Annotated in this window: 19 protein-coding genes; 5 read left to right on the top strand and 14 right to left on the bottom strand. The window is 58.2% G+C overall.

Annotated features, from left to right (window positions below):
* Positions 1–88: 88 nt before the first annotated feature.
* The 9 genes from sucD to sdhC all read right to left on the bottom strand — a co-directional run bounded on the left by sucD (position 89) and on the right by sdhC (position 11427).
* Positions 89–970, bottom strand: coding sequence for a succinate--CoA ligase subunit alpha (gene sucD, locus L8H52_RS25510; RefSeq protein ID WP_008082972.1), 882 nt, complete (start codon positions 968–970; stop codon positions 89–91).
* Positions 970–2136 (bottom strand): ADP-forming succinate--CoA ligase subunit beta, encoded by a 1167-nt coding sequence (gene sucC / locus L8H52_RS25505; protein WP_007919879.1) that lies wholly within the window; start codon positions 2134–2136, stop codon positions 970–972. Before sucC ends, sucD begins: the two co-directional genes overlap by 1 nt.
* Before the next feature lie 182 nt (positions 2137–2318).
* Positions 2319–3755 carry a dihydrolipoyl dehydrogenase gene (lpdA, locus tag L8H52_RS25500; protein ID WP_034156249.1) on the bottom strand — a complete coding sequence of 479 codons (1437 nt, stop codon included), beginning with the start codon at positions 3753–3755 and terminating at the stop codon, positions 2319–2321.
* Positions 3756–3849: 94 nt separating this feature from the next.
* Positions 3850–5073 carry a 2-oxoglutarate dehydrogenase complex dihydrolipoyllysine-residue succinyltransferase gene (gene odhB / locus L8H52_RS25495; RefSeq protein ID WP_242209283.1) on the bottom strand — a complete coding sequence of 408 codons (1224 nt, stop codon included), beginning with the start codon at positions 5071–5073 and terminating at the stop codon, positions 3850–3852.
* A 42-nt stretch (positions 5074–5115) separates the two neighbouring features.
* Positions 5116–7947: a 2-oxoglutarate dehydrogenase E1 component gene (locus tag L8H52_RS25490; RefSeq protein WP_242209282.1), complete on the bottom strand. Its 2832-nt coding sequence runs from the start codon at positions 7945–7947 to the stop codon at positions 5116–5118.
* A gap of 251 nt (positions 7948–8198) precedes the next feature.
* Positions 8199–8903 carry a succinate dehydrogenase iron-sulfur subunit gene (locus L8H52_RS25485; protein ID WP_003223007.1) on the bottom strand — a complete coding sequence of 235 codons (705 nt, stop codon included), beginning with the start codon at positions 8901–8903 and terminating at the stop codon, positions 8199–8201.
* Positions 8904–8914: 11 nt separating this feature from the next.
* Positions 8915–10687: a succinate dehydrogenase flavoprotein subunit gene (gene sdhA, locus L8H52_RS25480; protein ID WP_008077944.1), complete on the bottom strand. Its 1773-nt coding sequence runs from the start codon at positions 10685–10687 to the stop codon at positions 8915–8917.
* A 3-nt stretch (positions 10688–10690) separates the two neighbouring features.
* Positions 10691–11059 (bottom strand): succinate dehydrogenase, hydrophobic membrane anchor protein, encoded by a 369-nt coding sequence (sdhD, locus tag L8H52_RS25475; RefSeq protein WP_003222999.1) that lies wholly within the window; start codon positions 11057–11059, stop codon positions 10691–10693.
* Positions 11053–11427, bottom strand: coding sequence for a succinate dehydrogenase, cytochrome b556 subunit (gene sdhC, locus L8H52_RS25470; protein ID WP_016773673.1), 375 nt, complete (start codon positions 11425–11427; stop codon positions 11053–11055). The genes sdhD and sdhC overlap by 7 nt, the downstream gene beginning before the upstream one ends.
* Before the next feature lie 362 nt (positions 11428–11789).
* Here sdhC and gltA point away from each other — a divergent pair, with 362 nt between their 5' ends.
* Positions 11790–13079, top strand: coding sequence for a citrate synthase (gltA, locus tag L8H52_RS25465; protein ID WP_039763648.1), 1290 nt, complete (start codon positions 11790–11792; stop codon positions 13077–13079).
* Positions 13080–14317: 1238 nt separating this feature from the next.
* Here the strand turns inward: gltA and L8H52_RS25460 are convergent.
* The 3 genes from L8H52_RS25460 to L8H52_RS25450 form a co-directional block, all read right to left on the bottom strand.
* Positions 14318–15976 carry a cation acetate symporter gene (locus tag L8H52_RS25460; RefSeq protein WP_242209281.1) on the bottom strand — a complete coding sequence of 553 codons (1659 nt, stop codon included), beginning with the start codon at positions 15974–15976 and terminating at the stop codon, positions 14318–14320.
* The gene (locus L8H52_RS25455; protein WP_034151547.1) at positions 15973–16284 is read right to left on the bottom strand and encodes a DUF485 domain-containing protein; all 312 of its coding nucleotides are present in this window, start codon (positions 16282–16284) and stop codon (positions 15973–15975) included. Before L8H52_RS25455 ends, L8H52_RS25460 begins: the two co-directional genes overlap by 4 nt.
* Before the next feature lie 242 nt (positions 16285–16526).
* On the bottom strand, positions 16527–17378 hold the full coding sequence (locus tag L8H52_RS25450; RefSeq protein ID WP_105709413.1) for a glycine betaine ABC transporter substrate-binding protein: 852 nt from the start codon (positions 17376–17378) through the stop codon (positions 16527–16529).
* Positions 17379–17664: 286 nt separating this feature from the next.
* Between L8H52_RS25450 and L8H52_RS25445 the strand changes: the two genes are divergently transcribed.
* Positions 17665–19260, top strand: a complete 1596-nt coding sequence (locus tag L8H52_RS25445; RefSeq protein ID WP_242209280.1) for a beta (1-6) glucans synthase — start codon at positions 17665–17667, stop codon at positions 19258–19260.
* A gap of 97 nt (positions 19261–19357) precedes the next feature.
* On the opposite strand, the gene L8H52_RS25440 is transcribed toward L8H52_RS25445, so the two are convergent.
* A complete protein-coding gene (locus L8H52_RS25440) occupies positions 19358–19726 on the bottom strand; it encodes a hypothetical protein (RefSeq protein WP_242209279.1) in 369 nt (122 codons plus the stop codon).
* Positions 19727–19950: 224 nt separating this feature from the next.
* Here L8H52_RS25440 and L8H52_RS25435 point away from each other — a divergent pair, with 224 nt between their 5' ends.
* On the top strand, positions 19951–21249 hold the full coding sequence (locus tag L8H52_RS25435; protein ID WP_242209278.1) for a serine/threonine protein kinase: 1299 nt from the start codon (positions 19951–19953) through the stop codon (positions 21247–21249).
* Entirely contained in the window at positions 21242–22030 is a 789-nt protein-coding gene (locus tag L8H52_RS25430) for a VacJ family lipoprotein (RefSeq protein WP_242209277.1), read from the top strand. The genes L8H52_RS25435 and L8H52_RS25430 overlap by 8 nt, the downstream gene beginning before the upstream one ends.
* 175 nt (positions 22031–22205) lie before the next feature.
* Here the strand turns inward: L8H52_RS25430 and L8H52_RS25425 are convergent, their stop codons facing one another.
* A complete protein-coding gene (locus L8H52_RS25425; RefSeq protein WP_242209276.1) occupies positions 22206–23120 on the bottom strand; it encodes a DUF808 domain-containing protein in 915 nt (304 codons plus the stop codon).
* Between the two features lie 135 nt (positions 23121–23255).
* Here L8H52_RS25425 and L8H52_RS25420 point away from each other — a divergent pair, with 135 nt between their 5' ends.
* Positions 23256–23861 carry a TetR/AcrR family transcriptional regulator gene (locus L8H52_RS25420; RefSeq protein WP_007919931.1) on the top strand — a complete coding sequence of 202 codons (606 nt, stop codon included), beginning with the start codon at positions 23256–23258 and terminating at the stop codon, positions 23859–23861.
* Positions 23862–23894: the final 33 nt, after the last annotated feature.

Genomic DNA, 23894 nt, shown 5'->3' with positions numbered 1-23894 from the left:
GCAAGCCTATAAATCAGCGAATGCCAGAAACGACAAAGGCCACCCGAAGGTGGCCTTTGTTTGGTAAAGCGTCAGCTAAGCGCGAGGCTTACTTGACAGCCCAACCAGTCAGCTCGGCCAGGGCCTTGCCGATGTCTGCCAGCGAACGCACGGTTTTAACGCCTGCGTCTTGCAGTGCAGCGAATTTCTCGTCTGCAGTGCCTTTGCCGCCAGAGATGATTGCGCCAGCATGGCCCATGCGCTTGCCCGGAGGAGCAGTCACACCAGCGATGTAGGAAACAACCGGCTTGGTCACGTGTGCCTTGATGTAGGCAGCCGCTTCTTCTTCAGCCGAACCGCCGATCTCACCGATCATCACGATCGCTTCGGTCTTCGGGTCTTCCTGGAACAGCTTCAGGATGTCGATGAAGTTCGAACCCGGGATCGGGTCACCACCGATGCCGACGCAAGTCGACTGACCGAAACCGGCGTCAGTAGTCTGCTTCACAGCTTCGTAGGTCAGGGTGCCGGAACGCGAAACGATACCGACCTTGCCTGGCAAGTGAATGTGACCTGGCATGATGCCGATCTTGCACTCGCCCGGAGTGATAACGCCTGGGCAGTTAGGGCCGATCAGGACTACGCCCAGCTCGTCGCACTTAACTTTAGCGTCCAGCATGTCCAGGGTAGGAATGCCTTCGGTGATGCACACGATCAGCTTGATGCCGCCGAATGCCGCTTCCAGGATCGAATCTTTGCAGAAAGGAGCCGGAACGTAGATAACCGAGGCGGTAGCGCCAGTGGCTTCTACTGCGTCTTTGACGGTGTTGAACACAGGCAGACCCAGGTGTTCGGTGCCGCCTTTGCCAGGAGTAACGCCACCAACCATCTTGGTGCCGTATTCGATGGCTTGCTGGGTGTGGAAACTACCTTGCGAACCGGTAATACCCTGGCAGATAACTTTGGTGTCTTTATTGATCAGGACGCTCATTATTTGCCCTCCGCAGCTTTGACAACTTGTTGAGCAGCGTCGGTCAGGCTGGTAGCAGCGATGATGTTCAAACCGCTTTCTGCCAGTACTTTAGCGCCCAGCTCAGCGTTGTTGCCTTCAAGGCGAACAACAACCGGGATTTTCACGCCGACTTCTTTCACAGCGCCGATGATGCCTTCGGCAATCATGTCGCAGCGAACGATGCCGCCGAAGATGTTGACCAGTACTGCAGCGACATTGGTGTCGGACAGGATGATCTTGAACGCTTCAGTTACGCGTTCTTTGGTAGCGCCACCACCTACGTCGAGGAAGTTGGCTGGCTTGCCGCCATGCAGGTTGACGATGTCCATGGTACCCATGGCCAGGCCAGCACCGTTGACCATGCAGCCGATGTTGCCTTCCAGTGCTACGTAGTTCAGTTCGAACTTGGCAGCGTGCGCTTCGCGCGGATCGTCTTGCGACGGATCGTGGAAAGTCTTCAGCTTAGGCTGACGGTACATTGCGTTGGCGTCGATGTTGATCTTGGCGTCCAGGCAGTGCAGATCGCCGTCAGCCTTGATCACCAGCGGGTTCACTTCCAGCAGAGCCAGGTCGTGATCCTTGAACAGCTTGGCCAGACCTACGAAGATCTTGGCGAACTGAGCAACCTGCTTGCCTTCCAGACCCAGCTGGAATGCCAGCTCGCGACCCTGGAATGGCTGAGCGCCAACCAGTGGATCGATAGTGGCTTTGAGAATTTTTTCTGGAGTGTCGTGAGCGATTTTCTCGATGTCCACGCCACCTTCGGTGGAAGCCATGAACACGATGCGACGGCTCGAACGGTCAACGACAGCGCCCAGGTACAGCTCTTTAGCGATATCAGTGCACGATTCAACCAGGATCTTGGTGACTGGCTGGCCATTGGCGTCAGTCTGGTAAGTCACCAGACGCTTGCCCAGCCACTGCTGTGCGAAGGCTTTGGCGTCTTCTTTGCTGCGAACCAGCTTGACGCCGCCCGCTTTACCGCGACCACCGGCGTGGACCTGGGCTTTGACAACCCACTCGCTGCCGCCGATTTTGTCGCAAGCTTCTGCTGCTGCTTCCGGGGTGTCTACTGCGTAACCAGTGGAAACTGGCAGGCCGTATTCAGCGAACAGCTGCTTACCCTGATACTCGTGAAGATTCATGCTTTTTACCGTCTTCGTTAGGTACTGCGCATTCGGCGCTGCGCTCGTTTGAGTGCCGCGCCACCTGTGACTGCTGCTTGCGTAGCTGAGCTACGCAAGACTGCGTCCAGCGGACATTCCGCGGTGAGACTTGCTCGCAAGGCTCACGACGGGCCGTTACCGCCGTGGTTTCTTATTGTCTGTTAACGCTTTTTGCGGTTGGCAATGTGGATGGCACCGCCATTCACAGCCAGAGCAGCTTCGTGCAAGGCTTCAGACAGGGTCGGATGGGAGAAAACCATCATGCCCAGGTCTTCAGCGCTGGTGCCGAATTCCATACCGATCGCGCCCTGCTGTACCAGTTCTGCAGCGCTCGGGCCAATCACGTGCACGCCCAATACGCGGTCAGTCTTGGCATCAGCGATGACCTTGACGAAACCACCGGTATCGTTGGCAGCCATGGCACGGCCGGAAGCGGCGAACGGGAAGGTGCCGACGTTAACTTCAACGCCTTCAGCTTTCAAGGCCTGCTCGGTTTTGCCAACCCACGCGATTTCCGGGTGAGTATAAATAACCGAAGGGATCAGATCATAGTTCATCTGGGCTTTGTGGCCCTTGATGCGCTCGACAACCATGATGCCTTCTTCCGAAGCTTTGTGAGCCAGCATCATGCCGCGAACCACGTCACCGATGGCGAAAACGCCCGGTACGGTGGTCGCGCAGTGATCGTCAACGTGCACGAAACCGCGCTCATCGAGGGTCACGCCACTGTCGGAAGCCAGCAGATCAGTGGTCACCGGACGGCGACCAACGGCTACGATCAGCTTGTCGAAAGTGATGGTCTGTTCGCCGTTGGCGTCGGTGTAGTTCACAACGACTTCGTCGCCGTTCACTTTCGAGCCGGTCACGCGAGCGCCCAGCTTGATGTCCAGACCTTGTTTGGTCAGGGTTTTCAGTGCTTCCTTGGAAACAGCGGTGTCCGCTGCCATCAGGAAGGTGTCCAGAGCTTCCAGGACAACCACTTCGGAGCCCAGACGCGACCACACCGAACCCAGTTCCAGACCGATCACGCCAGCGCCGATCACGCCCAGACGTTTAGGTACGGTCTGGAATTCCAGAGCGCCAGTCGAATCAACGATGACTTTCTGATCAACCGGAGCCGGTGGAATGTCGATCGGACGCGAACCTGGAGCCAGGATGACGTTTTCAGCTTCGATGACTTCAACCGAGCCGTCTGGCTTGGTGACTTCGACTTTCTTGCCAGCCAGCAGTTTGCCGTGGCCCTGAATCGAAGTAACGCCGTTGGCCTTGAACAAGGTGGCAACGCCGCCGGTCAGGTTCTTGACGATGCCAGCCTTGCGGCCAACCATCGCAGCGACGTCCATTTTGACTTCGCCGGTCGAGATACCGTGAACGTTGAAGCTTTCTTTCGCTTCCTTGTATTTCCAGGAGCTGTCGAGCAGCGCCTTGGAAGGAATGCAGCCCACGTTCAGGCAGGTGCCGCCCAGGGCTTGCTTGCCTTCTGCGTCGGTGTACTTCTCGATGCAGGCAGTGGTCAGACCCAGCTGAGCCGCCTTGATGGCAGCCACGTAGCCACCAGGGCCAGCACCGATCACTACTACGTCAAATTTCTGCGACATTCAAAAAATCCTCTTTAGCGAAAAGCTTCAAGCCGCCCGCTGCAGGCTGTACCGCCGTTTCCGGCGATACCCCCACAGCCCGCGACTGCTTCTATCAGATATCCAGCAACAGACGAGCCGGATCTTCCAGCAGGTTCTTGATGGTCACCAGGAAGGTCACAGCTTCTTTGCCATCGATCAGACGGTGATCGTAGGACAGTGCCAGGTACATCATCGGACGGATAACGACCTGACCGTTGATGGCCATAGGACGCTGGATGATGTTGTGCATGCCCAGAATCGCTGCCTGCGGCGGGTTGACGATCGGGGTCGACATCATCGAACCGAAGGTACCACCGTTGGTGATGGTGAAGGTACCACCGGTCATCTCGTCCATCGACAATTTGCCGTCACGGGCTTTCTTGCCGAAAGTGGCGATGCCGCCTTCGATTTCAGCCAGGCTCATCAGCTCGGCGTTACGCAGAACCGGAACCACCAGGCCACGATCGCTGGAAACGGCAACGCCGATGTCCGCATAGCCGTGGTAAACGATGTCAGCGCCGTCGATCGAAGCGTTGACAGCCGGGAAGCGTTTCAGCGCTTCGGTAGCCGCTTTCACGAAGAACGACATGAAGCCCAGGCGTACGCCATTGTGGGACTTCTCGAACAGGTCCTTGTACTTCGAACGCAGAGCCATGACTTCAGTCATGTCGACTTCGTTGAAAGTGGTCAGCATCGCCATGTTCGACTGAGCTTCAACCAGACGCTTGGCCACGGTGGCGCGCACGCGGGTCATCGGTACGCGCTTCTCGATGCGGTCGCCAGCGGCGAACACAGGAGCGGCGGCCGAAGGAGCAGCAGCCTTGGCAGGCGCGGCAGCCGGAGCGGCTTTCTTGGCGGCAACAGCAGCAACCACGTCTTCCTTGGTCACACGCCCGCCTTTGCCGGTGCCGGCAACGGAAGCGATATTGATGCCGTTTTCTTCAGCCAGCTTGCGCGCAGCAGGAGCAGCAACAGGATCGTCTTCGCCTTCAGAAGCAGCCGGTGCAGCGGCAGCAGCGGCCGGAGCAGCAGCGGCGGCTGGAGCAGCGGCAGCAGCGCCGCCCGCTTCGATGGAGCCCAGCACTTCGTCGGACAGAACGGTGTCGCCTTCGTTCTTGACGATTGCGCCCAGCACGCCATCAGCGGTAGCCAGAACTTCCAGTACGACTTTGTCGGTTTCGATGTCGACGATCAGGTCGTCGCGCTTGACAGCGTCGCCCGGTTTTTTGTGCCAGGTGGCAACGGTGCCATCGGCAACCGATTCCGGGAAAGTGGGGGCTTTGATCTCGATAGCCATTATCTGTAGTTCCTTAAATTCGGTTTCAGGTGCGCGAAGGCATTAAATGGTAAACGCGGCTTGCAGGAGTTTTTCCTGCTGCTCGGCGTGCATCGATGCGTAACCACAAGCAGGTGCAGCAGAAGCCTCACGGCCCGCGTACTCAAGTACGAGAGACTTGTCGAGGTTCCCGATGCTGCGACGCAAGTGGTGCTGGCTGCAGTACCAGGCGCCCTGGTTCATCGGCTCTTCCTGACACCAAACGGCATTTTTGACGTTGGTGTATGGAGCCAGGACTTCTTTCAAGTCGTCCTCAGGGAATGGGTACAGCTGCTCGATACGCACGATGGCGATATCTTCACGGCCTTCGGCACGGCGTTTTTCCAGCAGGTCGTAGTAGACCTTGCCGCTACACAGAACAACGCGCTCGACCTTTTTCGGGTCCAGTGCATCGATTTCCGGGATCACGGTCTGGAACGAACCTTCGGCCAGATCTTCCAGGGTCGAGATGGCCAGCTTGTGGCGCAGCAGCGACTTCGGAGTCAGCACGATCAACGGCTTGCGCAGCGGACGAATCACCTGACGACGCAGCAAGTGGTAGATCTGTGCTGGCGTGGTCGGGACGGCAACCTGAATATTGTGCTCGGCGCACAGTTGCAGGTAACGCTCAAGACGCGCCGAGCTGTGCTCAGGGCCCTGACCTTCGTAACCGTGTGGCAGCAACATGGTCAGACCGCAGAGACGGCCCCACTTGTGCTCGCCGCTGGTGATGAACTGGTCGATTACAACCTGTGCACCGTTGGCGAAGTCGCCGAACTGGGCTTCCCAGATCACCAGCGCATCCGGCGTGGTGGTCGAGTAACCGTATTCGAACGCCAGTACCGCTTCTTCCGACAGGAACGAGTCGTACAGGTCAAAACGCGGCTGACCGTCGTACAGGTGCTGCAGCGGAATGTAGGTGCCCGCGTCTTTCTGGTTGTGCAGCACAGCGTGACGGTGCGAGAACGTACCGCGGCCGATGTCCTGACCGGTCATGCGGATCGGGTGACCTTCGAACGCCAGGGTCGCGTACGCCATGGTTTCAGCGTAACCCCAGTTGATCGGCAGGCCGCCGGCTTGCATCTTCTGACGGTCTTCGTAGATCTTCGCGACCTGACGCTGAACCACGAAGCCTTCCGGAATTTCCAGCAGCTTGGCGGACAGTTCTTGCAGGGTCTTCAGATCAAAGCGAGTGTCGTGACGCGCAGTCCAGGCATGGCCCAGATACGGACGCCAGTCCACGAACAGCTCTTTGTTCGGCTCTTTGACCAGCGATTTCACTACGTGCAGACCGTTGTCCAGCGCGTTGCGGTATTCGTCGACCTTGGCCTGAACACGTTCAGCGTCCAGCACACCGCCTTGGGTCAGACGATCAGCGTACAGCTCACGCGTGGTGCGCTGTTTGGTGATCTGCTGATACATCAGAGGCTGGGTGCCGCTTGGCTCGTCGGCCTCGTTGTGGCCGCGACGACGGTAGCAGACCAGGTCGATCACCACGTCACGCTTGAACTGCATGCGGTAGTCGATGGCCAGCTGGGTCACGAACAACACAGCTTCCGGATCATCACCATTCACATGGAGGATCGGCGCCTGGATCATCTTCGCAACGTCGGTGGCGTACTCGGTGGAACGCGAGTCCAGCGGGTTGCTGATGGTGAAACCGACCTGGTTGTTGATCACGATGTGCACGGTACCGCCGGTCTTGAAACCACGGGTCTGCGACATCTGGAAGGTTTCCATGACCACGCCCTGACCTGCGAATGCAGCGTCACCGTGGATGGAGATCGGCAGAACCTTCTCACCGGTCGGGTCGTTACGACGATCCTGACGGGCGCGAACCGAACCTTCTACCACCGGGGAAACGATTTCCAGGTGGGACGGGTTGAACGCCATGGCCAGGTGAACTTCACCGCCGGCGGTCATTACGTTGGACGAGAAGCCCTGGTGGTATTTAACGTCACCGGAACCCAGCTCGACCTTCTTCTTGCCTTCAAACTCGTCGAACAGCTCGCGCGGGTTCTTGCCGAAGGTGTTGACCAGCACGTTCAGACGGCCACGGTGGGCCATGCCGATGACGACTTCCTTGGTGCCGTAGGAACCGGAACGCTGGATCAGTTCGTCGAGCATCGGAATCAGGCTTTCGCCGCCTTCCAGACCGAAACGCTTGGTGCCCGGGTATTTGGTGCCCAGGTATTTTTCCAGGCCTTCACCGGCAGTCACGCGCTCAAGCAGGTGGCTCTTGATGTCGGCGGAGTACGTCGGACGACCACGCACGCTTTCCAGACGCTGCTGGAACCACTGGCGCTGCTCGGAATCGGTGATGTGCGTAAATTCAGCGCCGATGGTGCGGCAATATGTCTGCTGCAACGCTTCGTGAATTTCGCGTAGGCTCGCTTCCTCTTTGCCGATGAACAGGTCGCCGGCACGGAAGGTCGTATCAAGATCGGCATTGGTCAAGCCGTAATGATTGATCGACAGGTCTGCAGGTGCAGGACGCTGCCACAGCCCCAGCGGGTCAAGCTGGGCTGCCTGGTGGCCACGCATACGGTAGGCCTGGATCAATCGCAGCACTTCAACTTGCTTCTTCTCGTGCTCACTGCTCACGCTGCCGGCGGAAACCGGTTGAGCGCGGCGCTGGTTCTTTGCCAGCAGCACGAAATGATCGCGAATTGTCGAGTGCGAAACATCAGTGGCAGAGTTGCCGTCGGCAGGCAACTTCTGAAAGTAGGTGCGCCACTCTTCTGGCACAGCGTTAGGGTCGTGCAGGTAGAGCTCATAAAGCTCTTCCACATAGGCAGCGTTTCCACCTGAAAGGTAGGCGCTGTTCCACATGCGCTGCATCACGCTTTCTTGCATGCTTGGTCACCCTCGGTTAGGGGAACACCATCGATGTCGACACCGAGCAAACTTGCAGAAGTCCGAATGCAGCGACTAAAACAAGCCACTTAGGATCACACTGATAGTCCGGGTACCAGCCCGGATGCCCCTGCTTGTCTCATTTCTTCAAAATAAGAGCCGCAGCTTATGGCTACTGCTCTGGTTATAGCCATGACGCGGGTTGAAGCCCGCGCCACAGCCTCTACGGTACAGCGGTTACAGCAGCTGAATCACACGCCGCTCGAAAGCAGCATGTTACGGATGTGACCGATGGCCTTAGTCGGGTTCAGGCCTTTCGGACATACGTTGACGCAGTTCATGATGCCCCGGCAGCGGAAAACGCTGAACGGGTCATCGAGCGAAGCCAGACGCTCGGATGTCTTGGTGTCACGGCTGTCTGCCAGGAAGCGATATGCTTGCAGCAGCGCAGCTGGACCCAGGAACTTGTCCGGGTTCCACCAGAAGGACGGGCACGAAGTCGAGCAGCAGGCGCACAGGATGCACTCGTACAGACCGTCGAGCTTTTCACGCTCTTCTGGCGACTGCAGACGCTCGATGGCCGGAGCCGGCGTGTCGTTCTGCAGGTAAGGTTTCACCTTCTCGTATTGCTTGTAGAAGATGCTCATATCGACGACCAGGTCACGGATAACCGGCAAACCTGGCAGCGGACGAACGATCAACTTGTTACCTTTTACAACCGCAGACAGCGGCGTGATGCACGCCAGACCGTTCTTGCCGTTGATGTTCATGCCGTCGGAACCGCAAACGCCTTCACGGCAAGAGCGACGATAGGAGAAACCTTCGTCCTGCTCTTTGATCAGGGCCAGTACGTCCAGCACCATCAGGTCTTTACCACCGGTATCGACCTGGAATTCCTGCATGAACGGCGCGGCGTCCTGATCAGGGTTGTAACGATATACGCTGACTTGCAACATGGCGGCCACCCTTAATAAGTCCGAATCTTAGGTTCAAAAGTCGGAACAGTCTTCGGCGAGAAGTTCACGGCACGCTTGGTGACGCGCTTGTCACCCGGGAAGTACAGGGTGTGGCACAGCCAGTTTTCGTCGTCACGGTCTTCGAAGTCTTCACGGGCGTGAGCACCGCGCGACTCTTTACGAACCTCGGCAGCGATGGCAGTAGCTTCAGCCACTTCCAGCAGGTTTTGCAGTTCCAGCGCTTCGATACGGGCAGTGTTGAACGCCTGCGACTTATCGTTGATCTTCACGTTGGCGATGCGGGTACGCAGGTCAGCCAGCTGAGCGATACCTTTCTGCATGTATTCGCCAGTACGGAATACACCGAAATAGTTCTGCATGCAGTTCTGCAGCTCGCGACGCAGGGTTGCCACGTCTTCGCCATCAGTACGGCTGTTCAGCGCGTTCAGACGCGACAGGGCAGCTTCGATGTCGGCTTCGGTAGCGTCGTCGTATTCGATGCCGTCGGTCAGCGCCTTTTCCAGGTGCAGGCCGGCAGCGCGGCCGAATACCACCAGGTCGAGCAGCGAGTTGCCGCCCAGACGGTTGGCACCGTGAACCGATACGCAAGCCACTTCGCCTACAGCGAACAGACCAGGGATGATCTTGTCGACGCCTTCAGCGTCCTGGGTGATCGCCTGGCCATGAATGTTGGTAGCAACGCCGCCCATCATATAGTGGCAAGTCGGAACAACCGGAACCGGCGCAACAACCGGGTCAACGTGTGCGAAAGTCTTCGACAGTTCGCAGATGCCTGGCAGACGACTGTGCAGCACTTCCTCGCCCAAGTGGTCGAGTTTGAGCAGTACGTGGTCGCCATTCGGACCGCAACCGTTGCCAGCGATGATTTCTTTAACCATCGAGCGAGCAACCACGTCACGACCGGCAAGGTCTTTGGCGTTCGGAGCATAACGCTCCATGAAACGCTCGCCGTGCTTGTTGATCAGGTAACCACCTTCACCACGGCAACCTTCGGTCACCAGTACACCGGCGCCCGCGATGCCGGTCGGGTGGAACTGCCACATTTCGATGTCTTGTACCGGCACGCCAGCACGCAAAGCCATGCCGACGCCGTCACCGGTGTTGATCAGGGCGTTGGTGGTGGAAGCGTAGATACGACCTGCACCGCCGGTAGCCAATACGGTGGCTTTAGCGCGGATGTAGGTGGTTTCGCCGGTTTCGATGCAGATTGCGATCACACCGACGAAGTCGCCTTCCTGGTTTTTCACCAGGTCGACAGCGTAGTACTCGTTCAGGAACGTGGTACCGGCTTTCAGGTTGCCCTGATAAAGGGTGTGCAGCAGCGCGTGACCAGTACGGTCGGAAGCCGCGCACGTACGGGCAGCCTGCCCGCCTTTGCCGTAGTCCTTGGACTGACCACCGAACGGACGCTGGTAGATACGGCCTTGTTCGGTACGCGAGAACGGCATGCCCATGTGGTCCAGCTCATAAACAGCAGCCGGGCCTTCCTGACACATGTATTCGATAGCGTCCTGGTCACCGATGTAGTCGGAACCCTTGACGGTATCGTACATGTGCCAGCGCCAGTCATCGTTCGGGTCAGCAGACGCGATTGCGCAAGTGATACCGCCCTGGGCGGATACAGTGTGCGAACGGGTCGGGAAAACCTTGGTGATCACGGCAGTCTTGTGACCGCCCTGTGCCAGTTGCAGCGCAGCGCGCATGCCGGCCCCGCCACCACCAATAATGATGGCGTCGAAAGAAATCGTTGGAATGTTAGCCATGACTCAGATACCCCAGAGAATCTGCACACCCCAGACGAAGTAAGCGAACATCGCAACGCCGCATACTGCCTGGAAAAGGAAACGTATAGCCGTCGCGGACTTGCCGAACGCCATTGGCGTCAGGTAGTCAGTCGCGATGGTCCACATGCCGACCCAGGCGTGAGCGCCGAGAGCAACAAGGGCCAGGAGGCTGAAAATACGCATCCCGTTGTGGGCGAACAGTTCATGCCACTGGGCATACTCGAGGCCAGGGTGGGCCACGACGTATCCGATCAGAAAGATGAAGTAAGCCGCGAGAACGACCGCAGACACACGTTGCGCCATCCAGTCATAGAGGCCCGAACGCGACAGGTTCGTGACGTTAGTTACCATATCCAAACTCCTGCCAGAACGATTACCACCACGGAAACGGCGATAACGATTTTCGAGCCCAGCTTGCCGCCTTCCAGCGTCTCACCGATGCCCATGTCCATGATCAAATGGCGCACACCGGCTACCAGGTGATACAGCAGAGCGGACAGGATGCCCCAAATCACTAGCTTGGCTAGCGGACTGGTCAGACACGCTTTCACCTGACCGAAGCCTTCCTCGGAGCTCAGCGACTTGTCCAATGCGTAAAGCATGATGGCAAGGCACACGAAGAGGATGACACCGGAGATTCGGTGAAGAATGGACGTGTAAGCAGTGACTGGGAGTTTGATGGTCCTTAGGTCTAGGTTTACAGGTCGTTGGCTTTTCACGGCTTTTTTTCACACTGAAGAGCCCCTAACAATCAGGGCAAAGTTGTTGGGGAGTGCACTGGTCAGGTAACCACCACCCAGGGATGCGACCCCCAATGAAAGCAAGCCCAAAAGCCCTTGGCGGTCGGTGGCCGAGTATAGACAGTTAGGCTACTAATGACAACGCAATCACCTACCCCCAATAGCTGATTGCACAAGTTGCATAAAAGGCGTAAATGGCAGTCAATTTCGAGGAAAAAGTGCGCTTAAAGCCTTCTGGAGCAAGACTTTAGGCAAATTGACATTCGAATTTATCTCACTATAGTGGTGCGGGCCCTGCGTGGGGGGTCTGTCTGATGGTTCAAGCATAAATAGGAGGCCACATGGCTGACAAAAAAGCGCAGTTGATCATCGAGGGCGCAGCCCCCGTCGAGCTGCCCATTTTAACCGGCACCGTTGGTCCCGATGTTATTGATGTTCGGGGCCTGACGGCCACGGGCCGCTTCACTTTCGACCCGGGTTTCATGTCGACCGCCTCGTGCGAGTCGAAGATCACCTATATCGACGGCGACAACGGCATTCTGTTGCACCGCGGTTACCCGATCGAACAGCTGGCTGAAAAGTCGGACTACCTGGAAACCTGCTACCTGCTGCTCAACGGCGAATTGCCGACCGCAGAACAGAAGGCCCAGTTCGTCAGCACCGTGAAAAACCACACCATGGTTCACGAGCAGCTGAAAACCTTCTTCAACGGTTTCCGTCGCGACGCCCACCCGATGGCCGTCATGTGCGGTGTAGTCGGCGCCCTCTCGGCCTTCTACCACGACTCCCTCGACATCAATAACCCGCAGCATCGCGAAATCTCCGCGATCCGTCTGGTTGCCAAGATGCCTACCCTGGCAGCGATGGTTTACAAGTACTCCATGGGCCAACCCATGATGTACCCGCGCAACGACCTGACGTACGCGGAAAACTTCCTGCACATGATGTTCAACACCCCGTGCGAGATCAAACCGATCAGCCCGGTACTCGCCAAGGCCATGGACCGGATCTTCATCCTCCACGCCGACCACGAGCAGAACGCTTCGACCTCCACCGTGCGTCTGGCAGGTTCTTCGGGTGCCAACCCGTTTGCCTGTATCGCCGCCGGTATCGCCGCACTGTGGGGTCCTGCTCACGGCGGTGCGAACGAAGCCGTGTTGACCATGCTTGACGAGATTGGCGATGTTTCGAACATCGACAAGTTCATCGCCAAGGCCAAGGACAAGAACGATTCGTTCAAACTGATGGGCTTCGGTCACCGCGTTTACAAGAACCGCGACCCTCGCGCGACTGTAATGAAGCAGACCTGCGACGAAGTACTGAAGGAACTGGGCATCAACAACGATCCGCAACTCGAACTGGCCATGCGCCTGGAAGAGATTGCGTTGACTGACCCGTACTTCATCGAGCGCTCGCTGTACCCGAACGTCGACTTCTACTCGGGGATCATCCTCAAGGCGATCGGCATTCCGACCAGCATGTTCACCGTGATTTTTGCGTTGGCACGTACTGTTGGCTGGATCTCCCACTGGAAAGAAATGCTCTCCAGCCCGTACAAGATTGGCCGTCCGCGCCAGTTGTACACTGGCTATGAGTCGCGTGATATCACCAAGCTGGAAGACCGCAAATAAGATTTGTCTTGCGATGAAGTCTTAAGTTGTACCGAGAACGGCCTCTATTTATATAGGGGCCGTTTTTGTTTGTCTGGGGATTGGGGATTGGGGATTGGGGGCATATCCGTTGCTGCGGGTGCTGCTGCTGGCGGTTTCGCTTTTACAGCGAGTCACCTTTTCCAAACGCCGAAAAGGTAACCCAAAAGGCTTTGCCCCGGCGTACGGCACTTCGCTTAGGCTCAGTGTTCCCTCGCTACGGTGCCCATCCGGGGGCATCGCCTACGGTTTGCTTCGCTGCACCTCCTCTCGATGTATGCGGCTGCGCCGCAGGGCGCTGCGCGCCTACCCCCGGATGAACACCTACGCTCGGCCTGCCGATGGGGCAAAAGATCAAAAGCCGAAGCCAAAGCCAGATCAAGATCACAAGCCAGATCAAGAGCCCCTCACCCTAGCCCTCTCCCGGAGGGAGAGGGGACTGATTGAGGTGTTTGGGAGAGCTACGCCGACGTGCGATACCGCGGTGAACTCAGGCCTTGAAACACCCACAGATCGGCCCCCTCTCCCTCCCGGAGGGAGAGGGGACTGACCGAGGTGATTGCGAGAGATACGCCGACGTGCGATACCGCGGTGAACTCAGGCCTTGAAACACCCACAGATCGGCCCCCTCTCCCTCCCGGGGGGAGAGGGAACTGACCGAGGTGATTGCGAGAGCTACGCCGACGTGCGATACCGCGGTGAACTCAGGTCTTGAAACACCCACAGATCGGCCCCCTCTCCCTCCGGGAGAGGGCTGGGGTGAGGGGCGAATCCACAACCAATCCAAAGCCGAGCGCGCTGTTGCTCCTCACCACTCAACAGGATGAGCGTTAGCTCGGCTGCAGCTCTTGATCTGTAAGGCGACGTCGGAAGGCTGAGCGGAGGGATTGATCCGGCGGGTGGGAGCGCAGCGACCGTTTGGCGCAGCCAAACGCAGCGAGAGGAGGTGCAGCGAAGCAAACCGTAGGCACTGCGCCCGGATCGATCCCGCAGCGAAGGAACCCCGAGCCCCAGCGAGCGGGCCGAACGTAGGAGCAAGCGTTTTTTGCTTACTTTTTTAGGCGCTTGTAAAAAAGTGAGTCGCCGTAAGGGCGAAACCCTAAGCAGCCGTTACCGCAGCAACGGATATGTACACAGCTCTAGCCGATAACCGCCCAATAAAAATGCCCCGATCTCTAAACCGGGGCATTCAGCAAAACATTTACAAAACCATCAAACCATCAATGCGAAACCGCCCCACTCGCCCCCAACCCAGTCTGCGAACGCACAAACTGCGGGAAGAACAGCGCACGCTCGTTATCCGCAGCCGCCGACTTATCCGTAATCGAGAAGAACCAAATACCCACAAAGGCGATAATCATCGAAAACAGCGCCGGATACTCGTAAGGGAAGATCGCCTTCTCATGATGCAGGATCTGCACCCAGATGGTCGGCCCAAGCACCATCAAACCAACCGCACTGACCAGCCCCAGCCAACCGCCAATCATCGCACCACGAGTGGTCAACTTCTTCCAGTACATCGAAAGCAACAGCACCGGGAAATTGCAACTCGCCGCGATCGAGAAGGCCAGGCCTACCATGAACGCAATGTTCTGGCTTTCGAACAAGATACCCAAGCCAATAGCCAGGATCCCAAGTGCGATCGTGGTGATCTTCGAAACGCGAATCTCATCCTTGTCGTTGGCCTTGCCCTTCTTGATCACGCTGGCATACAAGTCGTGAGACACCGCCGAAGCACCGGCCAGGGTCAGACCGGCAACTACCGCCAGAATGGTCGCAAACGCTACCGCCGAGATAAAGCCAAGGAAGATACTGCCGCCCACCGCATCAGCCAGGTGCACCGCCGCCATGTTGTTGCCGCCGAGCAGAGCGCCCGCTGCATCTTTAAAGGCTGGGTTAGTGCTGACCAGCAGAATTGCGCCAAAGCCGATGATGAAGGTCAGGATGTAGAAGTAACCAATGAAGCCAGTCGCGTACAACACACTCTTACGGGCTTCTTTAGCGTCACTCACGGTGAAGAAGCGCATAAGGATGTGCGGCAGGCCCGCAGTACCGAACATCAGTGCCAGACCCAGCGAGAACGCCGAAATCGGATCTTTCACCAGACCGCCCGGACTCATGATCGCCTCACCTTTCGGGTGAACCTTGATCGCCTCGGAGAACAGCATATTGAAGTCGAAGTTGACGTGCTTCATCACCATCAGCGCCATGAACGAGGCACCGGACAGCAACAGCACGGCTTTGATGATCTGTACCCAAGTGGTAGCCAGCATGCCGCCGAACAGCACGTACATGCACATCAGGATACCGACCAGAATCACCGCCACGTAGTAGTCGAGGCCGAACAACAGCTGGATCAGCTTGCCGGCACCGACCATTTGCGCGATCAGGTAGAACGCCACCACCACCAGCGAACCGCAGGCAGACAGCGTGCGGATCTGGGTTTGCCCGAGGCGGTAGGACGCCACGTCGGCAAAGGTGTATTTACCCAGGTTGCGCAGACGCTCGGCGATCAGGAACAGAATGATCGGCCAGCCCACCAGGAAGCCGATCGAGTAGATCAGGCCATCGTAGCCGGAAGTGAACACCAGCGCGGAAATCCCCAGGAAGGACGCCGCCGACATATAGTCACCGGCAATCGCCAGACCGTTCTGGAAACCGGTGATCTTGCCGCCCGCCGCATAGTAGTCGGCAGCCGACTTGTTGCGCTTGGACGCCCAGTACGTGATGCACAGGGTGGCGCCAACGAACACTACGAACATGGCGATCGCCGCGACGTTGAGCGGTTGCTTGTGAACTTCGCCAGTCAGGGCGTCAGCGGCCCAGACGGCTGGCGCGAACGCCGAGATGCTCAGAAGAGCCAGTAGACGCCGGATCATTGCTGAGCCTCCTTGAGAATCGCATTGTTCAGGTCGTCAAACTCGCCATTGGCGCGGCGCACGTAAATACCGGTCAGGACGAAGGCCGAGATAATCAGGCCGACACCGATCGGAATACCCCAGGTAATCGAAGATTCAGGACTGAGTTTCGCCCCGAGCACTTGCGGCCCGTACGCGATCAGCAGGATGAATGCGGAGTAAAGCCCAAGCATGATTGCCGAGAGAATCCAGGCGAATCGTTCCCTTTTCTGAACCAGCTCCTTGAATCGGGGACTGTTTTGAATCGAGAGGTAAATGCTGTCGTTCATTGTTTTTATCCTCGCAGCACAGATTATTATTGGAACATAGCTAATGTATGCGGCTGCGGGAGCGGTAACAGACGACCTTAGTAGTAGAACGCCATGACACTTTTGCCAATTTCAAGCATGCATAAATAAATGTGGGAGCGAGCCTGCTCGCGAAAGCGTCGGTTCAGTCGAAATATGTATCAACTGACAGATCGCATTCGCGAGCAGGCTCGCTCCCACAGTGGAGTACGGCGGTGTGGCGGTTATTTGGTCCAGTCAGCCACGCGATCCGGGTGCTTGGCGACCCAATCCTTGGCAGCTGCGTCAGGCTTGGCACCGTCCTGAATCGCCAGCATGACTTCGCCGATTTCGTCTTTCGACGCCCACTGGAAGTTCTTCAGGAACTTGGCCACTTCCGGCGCTTTGGTCGCCAGTTCTTTGCTGCCGATGCTGTTCACGGTTTCAGCCGCGCCATACACGCCTTTCGGATCGTCGAGGAAGCGCAGTTTCCACTTGGCGAACATCCAGTGCGGCACCCAACCGGTAACGGCGATCGATTCGTTTTTCTTCTCGGCACGGGTCAGCTCGGCGATCATGCCAGCGCCGGAACTGGCCTTGAGCGAATACTTGTCGAGGCCATAATCCTTGATCGCCTGATCGGTCTTGAGCATCACGCCTGAACCGGCGTCGATGCCGACGATGCGATTCTTGAAGGTGTCGTCGGTTTTCAGGTCTTCGATCGACTTGGCTTTCACATACTCCGGCACGATCAGGCCGATTTTCGCATCCTTGAAGTTCGGGCCGTAATCGACGACCAGATCCTTGTTCTTCGTCCAGTATTCGCCGTGGGTCACGGGCAGCCAGGCCGAGAGCATGGCGTCGAGCTTGCCGGTGGCAACACCCTGCCACATGATCCCGGTGGCGACGGCTTGCAGTTTCACGTCGTAGCCGAGTTTCTGCTTGATCACTTCGGCCGCCACGTGGGTGGTCGCGACGCTGTCGGACCAACCGTCAACGTAACCGATGTTCAGGGTCTGTTTTTCTGCGCTGGCGAAAGTGGAACTCATCGCAAGCACCAGAGCGGCACCTGCGCCTAAAAGTCGTCGCATCTTCATCGTTACTTCCCCGAAATGCTGCGCCCGACGGATGCCGGGCATCGTCAACGTATTGTTATGGTGCACAGCGCCCCCATCACGCCTGACCGCAAACCAACTCGAACATCAGCGGAGTACTGATGCCTTGATCATCAACCTGACGCCGCAGGCGACCTGCTCTGTCAGCGACCTCAAGGCAACGAGAAACGACATCAGAAGGCCATTAATCGCGGCTATATAAATGACGCCAAATAATCCGCCCGAACTTTGCATGTACAAATCATGCCGGTCACCAACCCCTCTATAAATGCAGGTAACATGCCTCGCTTTGCAGCCACTCGGCCTGACCATGTCCGCGACTTCCCGCTTCCCCTTTTTGCCTTATCTCTTCGCCTGCCTGCTCGGGCTGTTTGCCCTCGGCGGCTTCTGGTACGGCCTCGGCCAACCGGTAATCCTGCCGGACGCCGCGACCCCGACGCACAAATTGCAATGCGCCTCCTACACGCCGTTCGATAAAGACCAGTCGCCATTCGACGTGCCGTTCAAGCTGCGCCCGGAACGCATGGACGCTGACCTCGCGTTGCTGGCGACTCGCTTTGAGTGCATTCGCACCTATTCGATGACGGGCCTTGAGGCGCTGCCGGATCTGGCGCGCAAACATGGACTGAAATTGATGATCGGCGCCTGGGTCAACAGCAACCCGGTGGACACCGAGAAAGAAGTCGACCTGCTGATCAAATCGGCCAACGCCAACCCGGACGTAGTCAGTGCAGTGATCGTCGGTAACGAAGCCTTGCTGCGCAAGGAAGTTACCGGTGCGCAACTGGCGAAGCTGATCAATAAGGTCAAAAGCCAGGTCAGGCAACCGGTCACGTACGCCGATGTCTGGGAGTTCTGGCTCAAGCATCCGGAAGTCGCGCCAGCGGTGGATTTCCTGACCATCCATTTGCTGCCGTATTGGGAGGATGATCCATCGAACATCGATGTCGCCCTGCAACACGTCGCGGATGTGCGCCAAGTGTTCGGCAATAAATTTGCGCCGAAAGACGTGATGATCGGTGAAACCGGCTGGCCGAGCGAAGGCCGCCAGCGAGAGACAGCCCTGCCGAGCCGGGTCAACGAGGCCAAATTCATTCGTGGTTTTGTCGCGATGGCCGAGAAGGAAGGCTGGCATTACAACCTGATCGAAGCGTTTGACCAGCCGTGGAAGCGCGGCAGTGAAGGCGCGGTCGGCGGTTACTGGGGGCTGTTCGACGCGGATCGTCAGGACAAAGGCGTGCTCGCCGGGCCAGTGACCAACGTGCCGTACTGGAAGGAATGGCTGGCGGTCGGTGGTTTGATTTTTCTTGGCACGCTGATGCTCGGCGGTCGCGTTCGCACTACGCGCTCGGCGCTGGTGTTGCCGCTGCTGGGCGCCCTCGCCGCCTGCTCGATCGGCGCCTGGGGTGATCTGGCGCGGGTGACCACGCGATTTGCCAGTGAGTGGCTGTGGGTCGGTTTGCTGACGGCGCTGAATCTGTTGGTGTTGGCGCACGCTGCGTTGACGTTGAGCGCCCGTACCGGCTGGCGTGAGCGGGCGTTCAATCTGCTTGAGCGCCGGGCCGGCTGGCTGGTCGCGGCGGCAGGTTTTGCCGCTGCGGTGATGATGCTCGAGATGGTCTTCGATCCGCGTTATCGCAGCTTTGCGAGCATGGCGTTCGTGCTGGCGGCGCTGGTTTATCTGTGTCGCCCGGTCAACGTGCCACGTCGCGAGATTGCTCTGCTGACGTTTATTGTCGGGGCGGGGATTGCGCCGCAGTTGTATCAGGAAGGTTTGCAGAATCAGCAGGCGTGGGGCTGGGCGTTGGTGAGTGTGTTGATGGTGGTTGCTTTGTGGCGCTGCCTGCGCGTTCGCAAGGACTGATTTTCAGCGAGGCTAAAGACCTCTTCGCGAGCAAGCTCGCTCCCACAGGAGAATGCATTCCAAATGTGGGAGCGAGCTTGCTCGCGAAGTCTGACTGTCAGGCGCTACGGGACTCGCGGACCAGACGCAACCCGGCAATCACCAACGCAAACACCGCCAACGTGGTGTTGTACAACGCCAGTGCCGGCACCCCGAACACCAGCGCCAACACCGCCAGCCACCACCCTGCCCGCCCGGGCAGCACGAAACCGATCAGCGCCGCGCCGAGCGCCGCCCAGCCCAATACCTTGAAGTGAATCATCAACCCAAGGTTCGAACGCACCTGGCATTCCCAGCGACTGGCCTCATCCACGCAGATACCGACCCACTGCCCGTCCTCCATAAAGCCATAACGTGCGCCATAGCTGGCGGCCAGCCATAACGGCAACAGAACGAGCAGCAGAATCACGGGCAAGCGGCGGGACATGAAACACTCCAATCTTCGGAAATCGGCGGCCAGCTTAATCTGCCGCCAGCGGTGTGCAAGAACTAACAACTGTTAACTGTTCATTCAGTCGGTGCAAAGTGTATCGTCCAGCTACTATTACTCCGAATTCTGCCTGTTTGGTGCCGCAGCATGGCACTTTGGCGCAAGCCCGGTGGTCATAGCCTGCGAACTTCATTCGGCACCTTCCTCTAAGGGATCTAGTCATGCTCCGTTCCTTGCGCTTCGCCGCGCTGTTCAGCGGCCTTATTTTGAGTGCGTCCGCACTGGCGGTGGATATCGATGCCGCCAGTTATGGCTACCCGCTGACCAACCCGTTCGAGGCGACCATCGCCACGACCCCGCCCGATTTACGCCCGGAGCTGCCGCTCGACGATGACATCAATCAGACGGACCGCAGCCTGACGTTGCGCCCGGAGCGCGAGTTCATCCTGCCGGACAACTTCTGGGCAGTGAAAAAGCTCACCTATCGCATCGCCACCCAAGACAAACCGGCACCGCTGATTTTCCTGATCGCCGGCACCGGCGCACGCTATGACAGCACGCTCAACGAATACCTGAAAAAGCTCTATTACAAAGCGGGTTACCACGTCGTGCAGTTGTCGTCGCCGACCAGTTTCGACTTCATCAGCGCCGCCTCCCGCTTCGCGACCCCGGGCGTGACCAAGGAAGACGCCGAAGACATGTACCGGGTGATGCAGGCCGTACGGGCGCAGAATCCGAAGCTGCCGGTCACCGAGTATTATCTGACCGGCTACAGCCTCGGCGCCCTTGATGCTGCGTTTGTCGCGCATCTGGACGAGACGCGCCGCAGCTTCAACTTCAAGAAAGTCCTGCTGCTCAACCCGCCGGTCAACCTTTACACCTCGGTCACCAACCTCGACAAGCTGGTGCAGACCGAAGTCAAAGGCATCAACAGCAGCACCACGTTCTATGAACTGGTGCTGGGCAAGCTGACCCGCTACTTCCAGCAGAAAGGCTACATCGACCTCAACGATGCGTTGCTCTACGACTTCCAGCAGTCCAAGCAACACCTGACCAACGAACAGATGGCGATGCTGATCGGCACCTCGTTCCGTTTCTCTGCGGCCGACATCGCGTTCACCTCGGACCTGATCAACCGTCGCGGCCTGATCACCCCGCCGAAATTCCCGATCACCGAAGGCACCAGCCTCACGCCGTTCCTCAAGCGTGCGCTGCAGTGCGACTTCGACTGCTACCTGACCGATCAGGTGATCCCGATGTGGCGCGCGCGCACCGACGGCGGCAGCCTGCTGCAACTGATCGATCAGGTCAGCCTGTATGCGCTCAAGGATTACCTGCACGACAGCCCGAAAATCGCCGTGATGCACAACGCCGACGACGTGATCCTCGGCCCGGGCGACCTCGGTTTCCTGCGCAAGACCTTCGGTGATCGCCTGACTGTTTATCCACTGGGCGGCCACTGCGGCAACCTTAACTACCGCGTCAACAGCGACGCCATGCTGGAGTTCTTCCGTGGCTAAATATCTCCTGCTGATTGCAGCGCTTCTCTGCGCAGGCGTGGCCCAGGCCGACAACAGTAAAGCCAACGCGCCCGTCGTGGTCGACAGCGACGGCTTCAAAGAGCCGCTGTCGAAACTCAAGTTCAACCCGGGGCTGGATCAACGCGAGTTCGAGCGCTCGACGCTCAACGCGCTGAACGTCTACGACCCGCTGGAATCGTGGAACCGCCGGGTCTACCACTTCAACTATCGCTTCGACCAATGGGTGTTTCTGCCGGTGGTCGACGGCTATCGTTACATCACGCCAAGCTTCGTCCGTACGGGTGTGAGCAACTTCTTCAACAACCTCGGTGACGTGCCGAACCTGGTCAACAGCCTGTTGCAGTTCAAGGGCCAGCGCTCGATGGAAACCACCGCGCGGCTGCTGCTCAACACCACCATCGGCATTGCCGGTTTGTGGGACCCAGCCACCGCCATGGGCCTGCCGCGTCAGAGCGAAGACTTCGGTCAGACGTTGGGCTTCTATGGTGTGCCGGGGGGCGCCTACTTCGTACTGCCGATCTTCGGCCCGTCGAACATCCGCGATACCGCAGGCCTGGCTGTGGATTACACCGCCGAATCGGCGATCAACTTCCTCAACGTCTCGGAAGTCAGCTCCAACCACCCGGAAATCTGGGCCCTGCGTGCGGTCGACAAGCGTTATCAGACCAGCTTCCGTTATGGCCAGATGAACTCGCCGTTCGAGTACGAGAAAGTGCGTTACGTGTATACCGAGGCGCGCAAGTTGCAGATCGCCGAGTAGTTTTCGGCAGGTACAAAAAAGGGCCATTCGATGCGAGTCGAATGGCCCTTTTTCGTGGCATCACCAAAATCCAATGTGGGAGCGAGCCTGCTCGCGAATGCGGTGCATCAGCACCTGAAGAGCTGACTGACTCGACGCCTTCGCGAGCAGGCTCGCTCCCACAGGGATATTGCGTTCAGCCTTTGATCGCGCGCCAGATTTTGCCGACGACGGCAACCACCGCCAACACCACCGCGCCAGCGATGATCCCCGCCACACCATTGAGCAACATCGGCACCGCAAACCCGACACTGCCGGCCGCCGCGCCAACACCTTCAATCCAGTGATGCAGCACCGGCACGCCATGGGTGAGGATGCCGCCGCCGACCAGGAACATTGCCGCCGTACCGACCACCGACAAGGTCTTCATCATGTACGGTGCAGCGCTGAGAATGGCGCTGCCGATTTTCTTCGCGAACTGCCCAGGCTTCTGGGTCAGCCACAAACCGAGATCGTCGAGTTTGACGATGCCCGCCACCAGGCCATAAACGCCCACCGTCATGACGATGGCGATACCAGACATCACGATCACTTGCTGCGTCAACGAAGCATCAGCCACGGTGCCCAAGGTGATCGCAATGATTTCTGCAGACAGGATGAAGTCAGTGCGAATCGCACCTTTGATCTTGTCCTTCTCGTACGCCACCAGATCGGTCGCCGGATCAGCTACCGCCTCAGTCAGCTGCGCGTGCCCTGCTTCATCTTCAGCTTCGCTGTGCAAAAACTTGTGCGCGAGCTTCTCGAAACCTTCGAAACACAAGTAAGCACCGCCGACCATTAGCAACGGCGTCACCAGCCACGGTACGAACGCACTGATCGCCAACGCCGACGGCACCAGGATCAGTTTGTTGACGAACGAGCCCTTGGCCACCGCCCAGACCACGGGAATTTCCCGCTCGGCACGTACGCCGGAGACTTGCTGGGCATTGAGCGCCAGATCATCGCCGAGCACCCCGGCGGTCTTCTTGGCGGCCATTTTGGTCATCAATGCAACGTCGTCCAGAACGGTGGCGATGTCATCGATCAGCACCAGCAAACTGCTTCCTGCCATGAATCCTGTTTCCTTTTATGTACGAATGTTGCGAAGCATAACGCGACCACAGACCACGCGGGGCATTCTTGAGCGCCGCGCGAGGCCGGTGCTACCATGCGCAACCGCCAGAACAGGCAAGGAACCACCGGGTTTATGAGCACAATCCGCGAGCGCAACAAAGAACTGATCCTGCGTGCCGCCAGTGAGGAGTTTGCCGACAAGGGCTTCGCTGCGACCAAAACCAGCGACATCGCCGCCAAGGCGGGATTGCCCAAGCCCAACGTCTACTACTACTTCAAGTCCAAGGAAAACCTTTACCGCGAGGTATTGGAAAGCATCATCGTGCCGATCTTGCAGGCTTCGACCCCGTTCAATCCGGACGGTGTACCGAGCGAAGTGCTGAGTGGCTATATCCGCTCGAAGATCCGCATCTCCCGCGACCTGCCCTTCGCCTCGAAAGTATTTGCCAGCGAAATCATGCACGGCGCGCCGCACCTGAGCGCCGATCTGGTCGAGCAGCTCAACGGCCAGGCCAAGCACAACATCGACTGCATCCAGAGCTGGATCGATCGCGGCCAGATCGCCCCGATCGACCCCAACCACCTGATGTTCAGCATCTGGGCCGCGACCCAGACCTACGCCGACTTCGACTGGCAGATTTCTGCAGTCACGGGGAAGGACAAGCTGGACGAGGCGGATTATGAAGCGGCGGCGCAGACGATTATCCGGTTGGTGTTGAAGGGGTGTGAGCCGGACTGAAACACCGCGGTGACGCCATCGCGAGCAGGCTCG

It is taken from the genome of Pseudomonas sp. CROZ-RG-20F-R04-15 (assembly GCF_022662375.1).
GTDB lineage: Bacteria > Pseudomonadota > Gammaproteobacteria > Pseudomonadales > Pseudomonadaceae > Aquipseudomonas.
The sequence above is the reverse complement of the archived record's forward strand: the minus strand, read 5'-3'. Positions and strand labels throughout refer to the sequence as shown.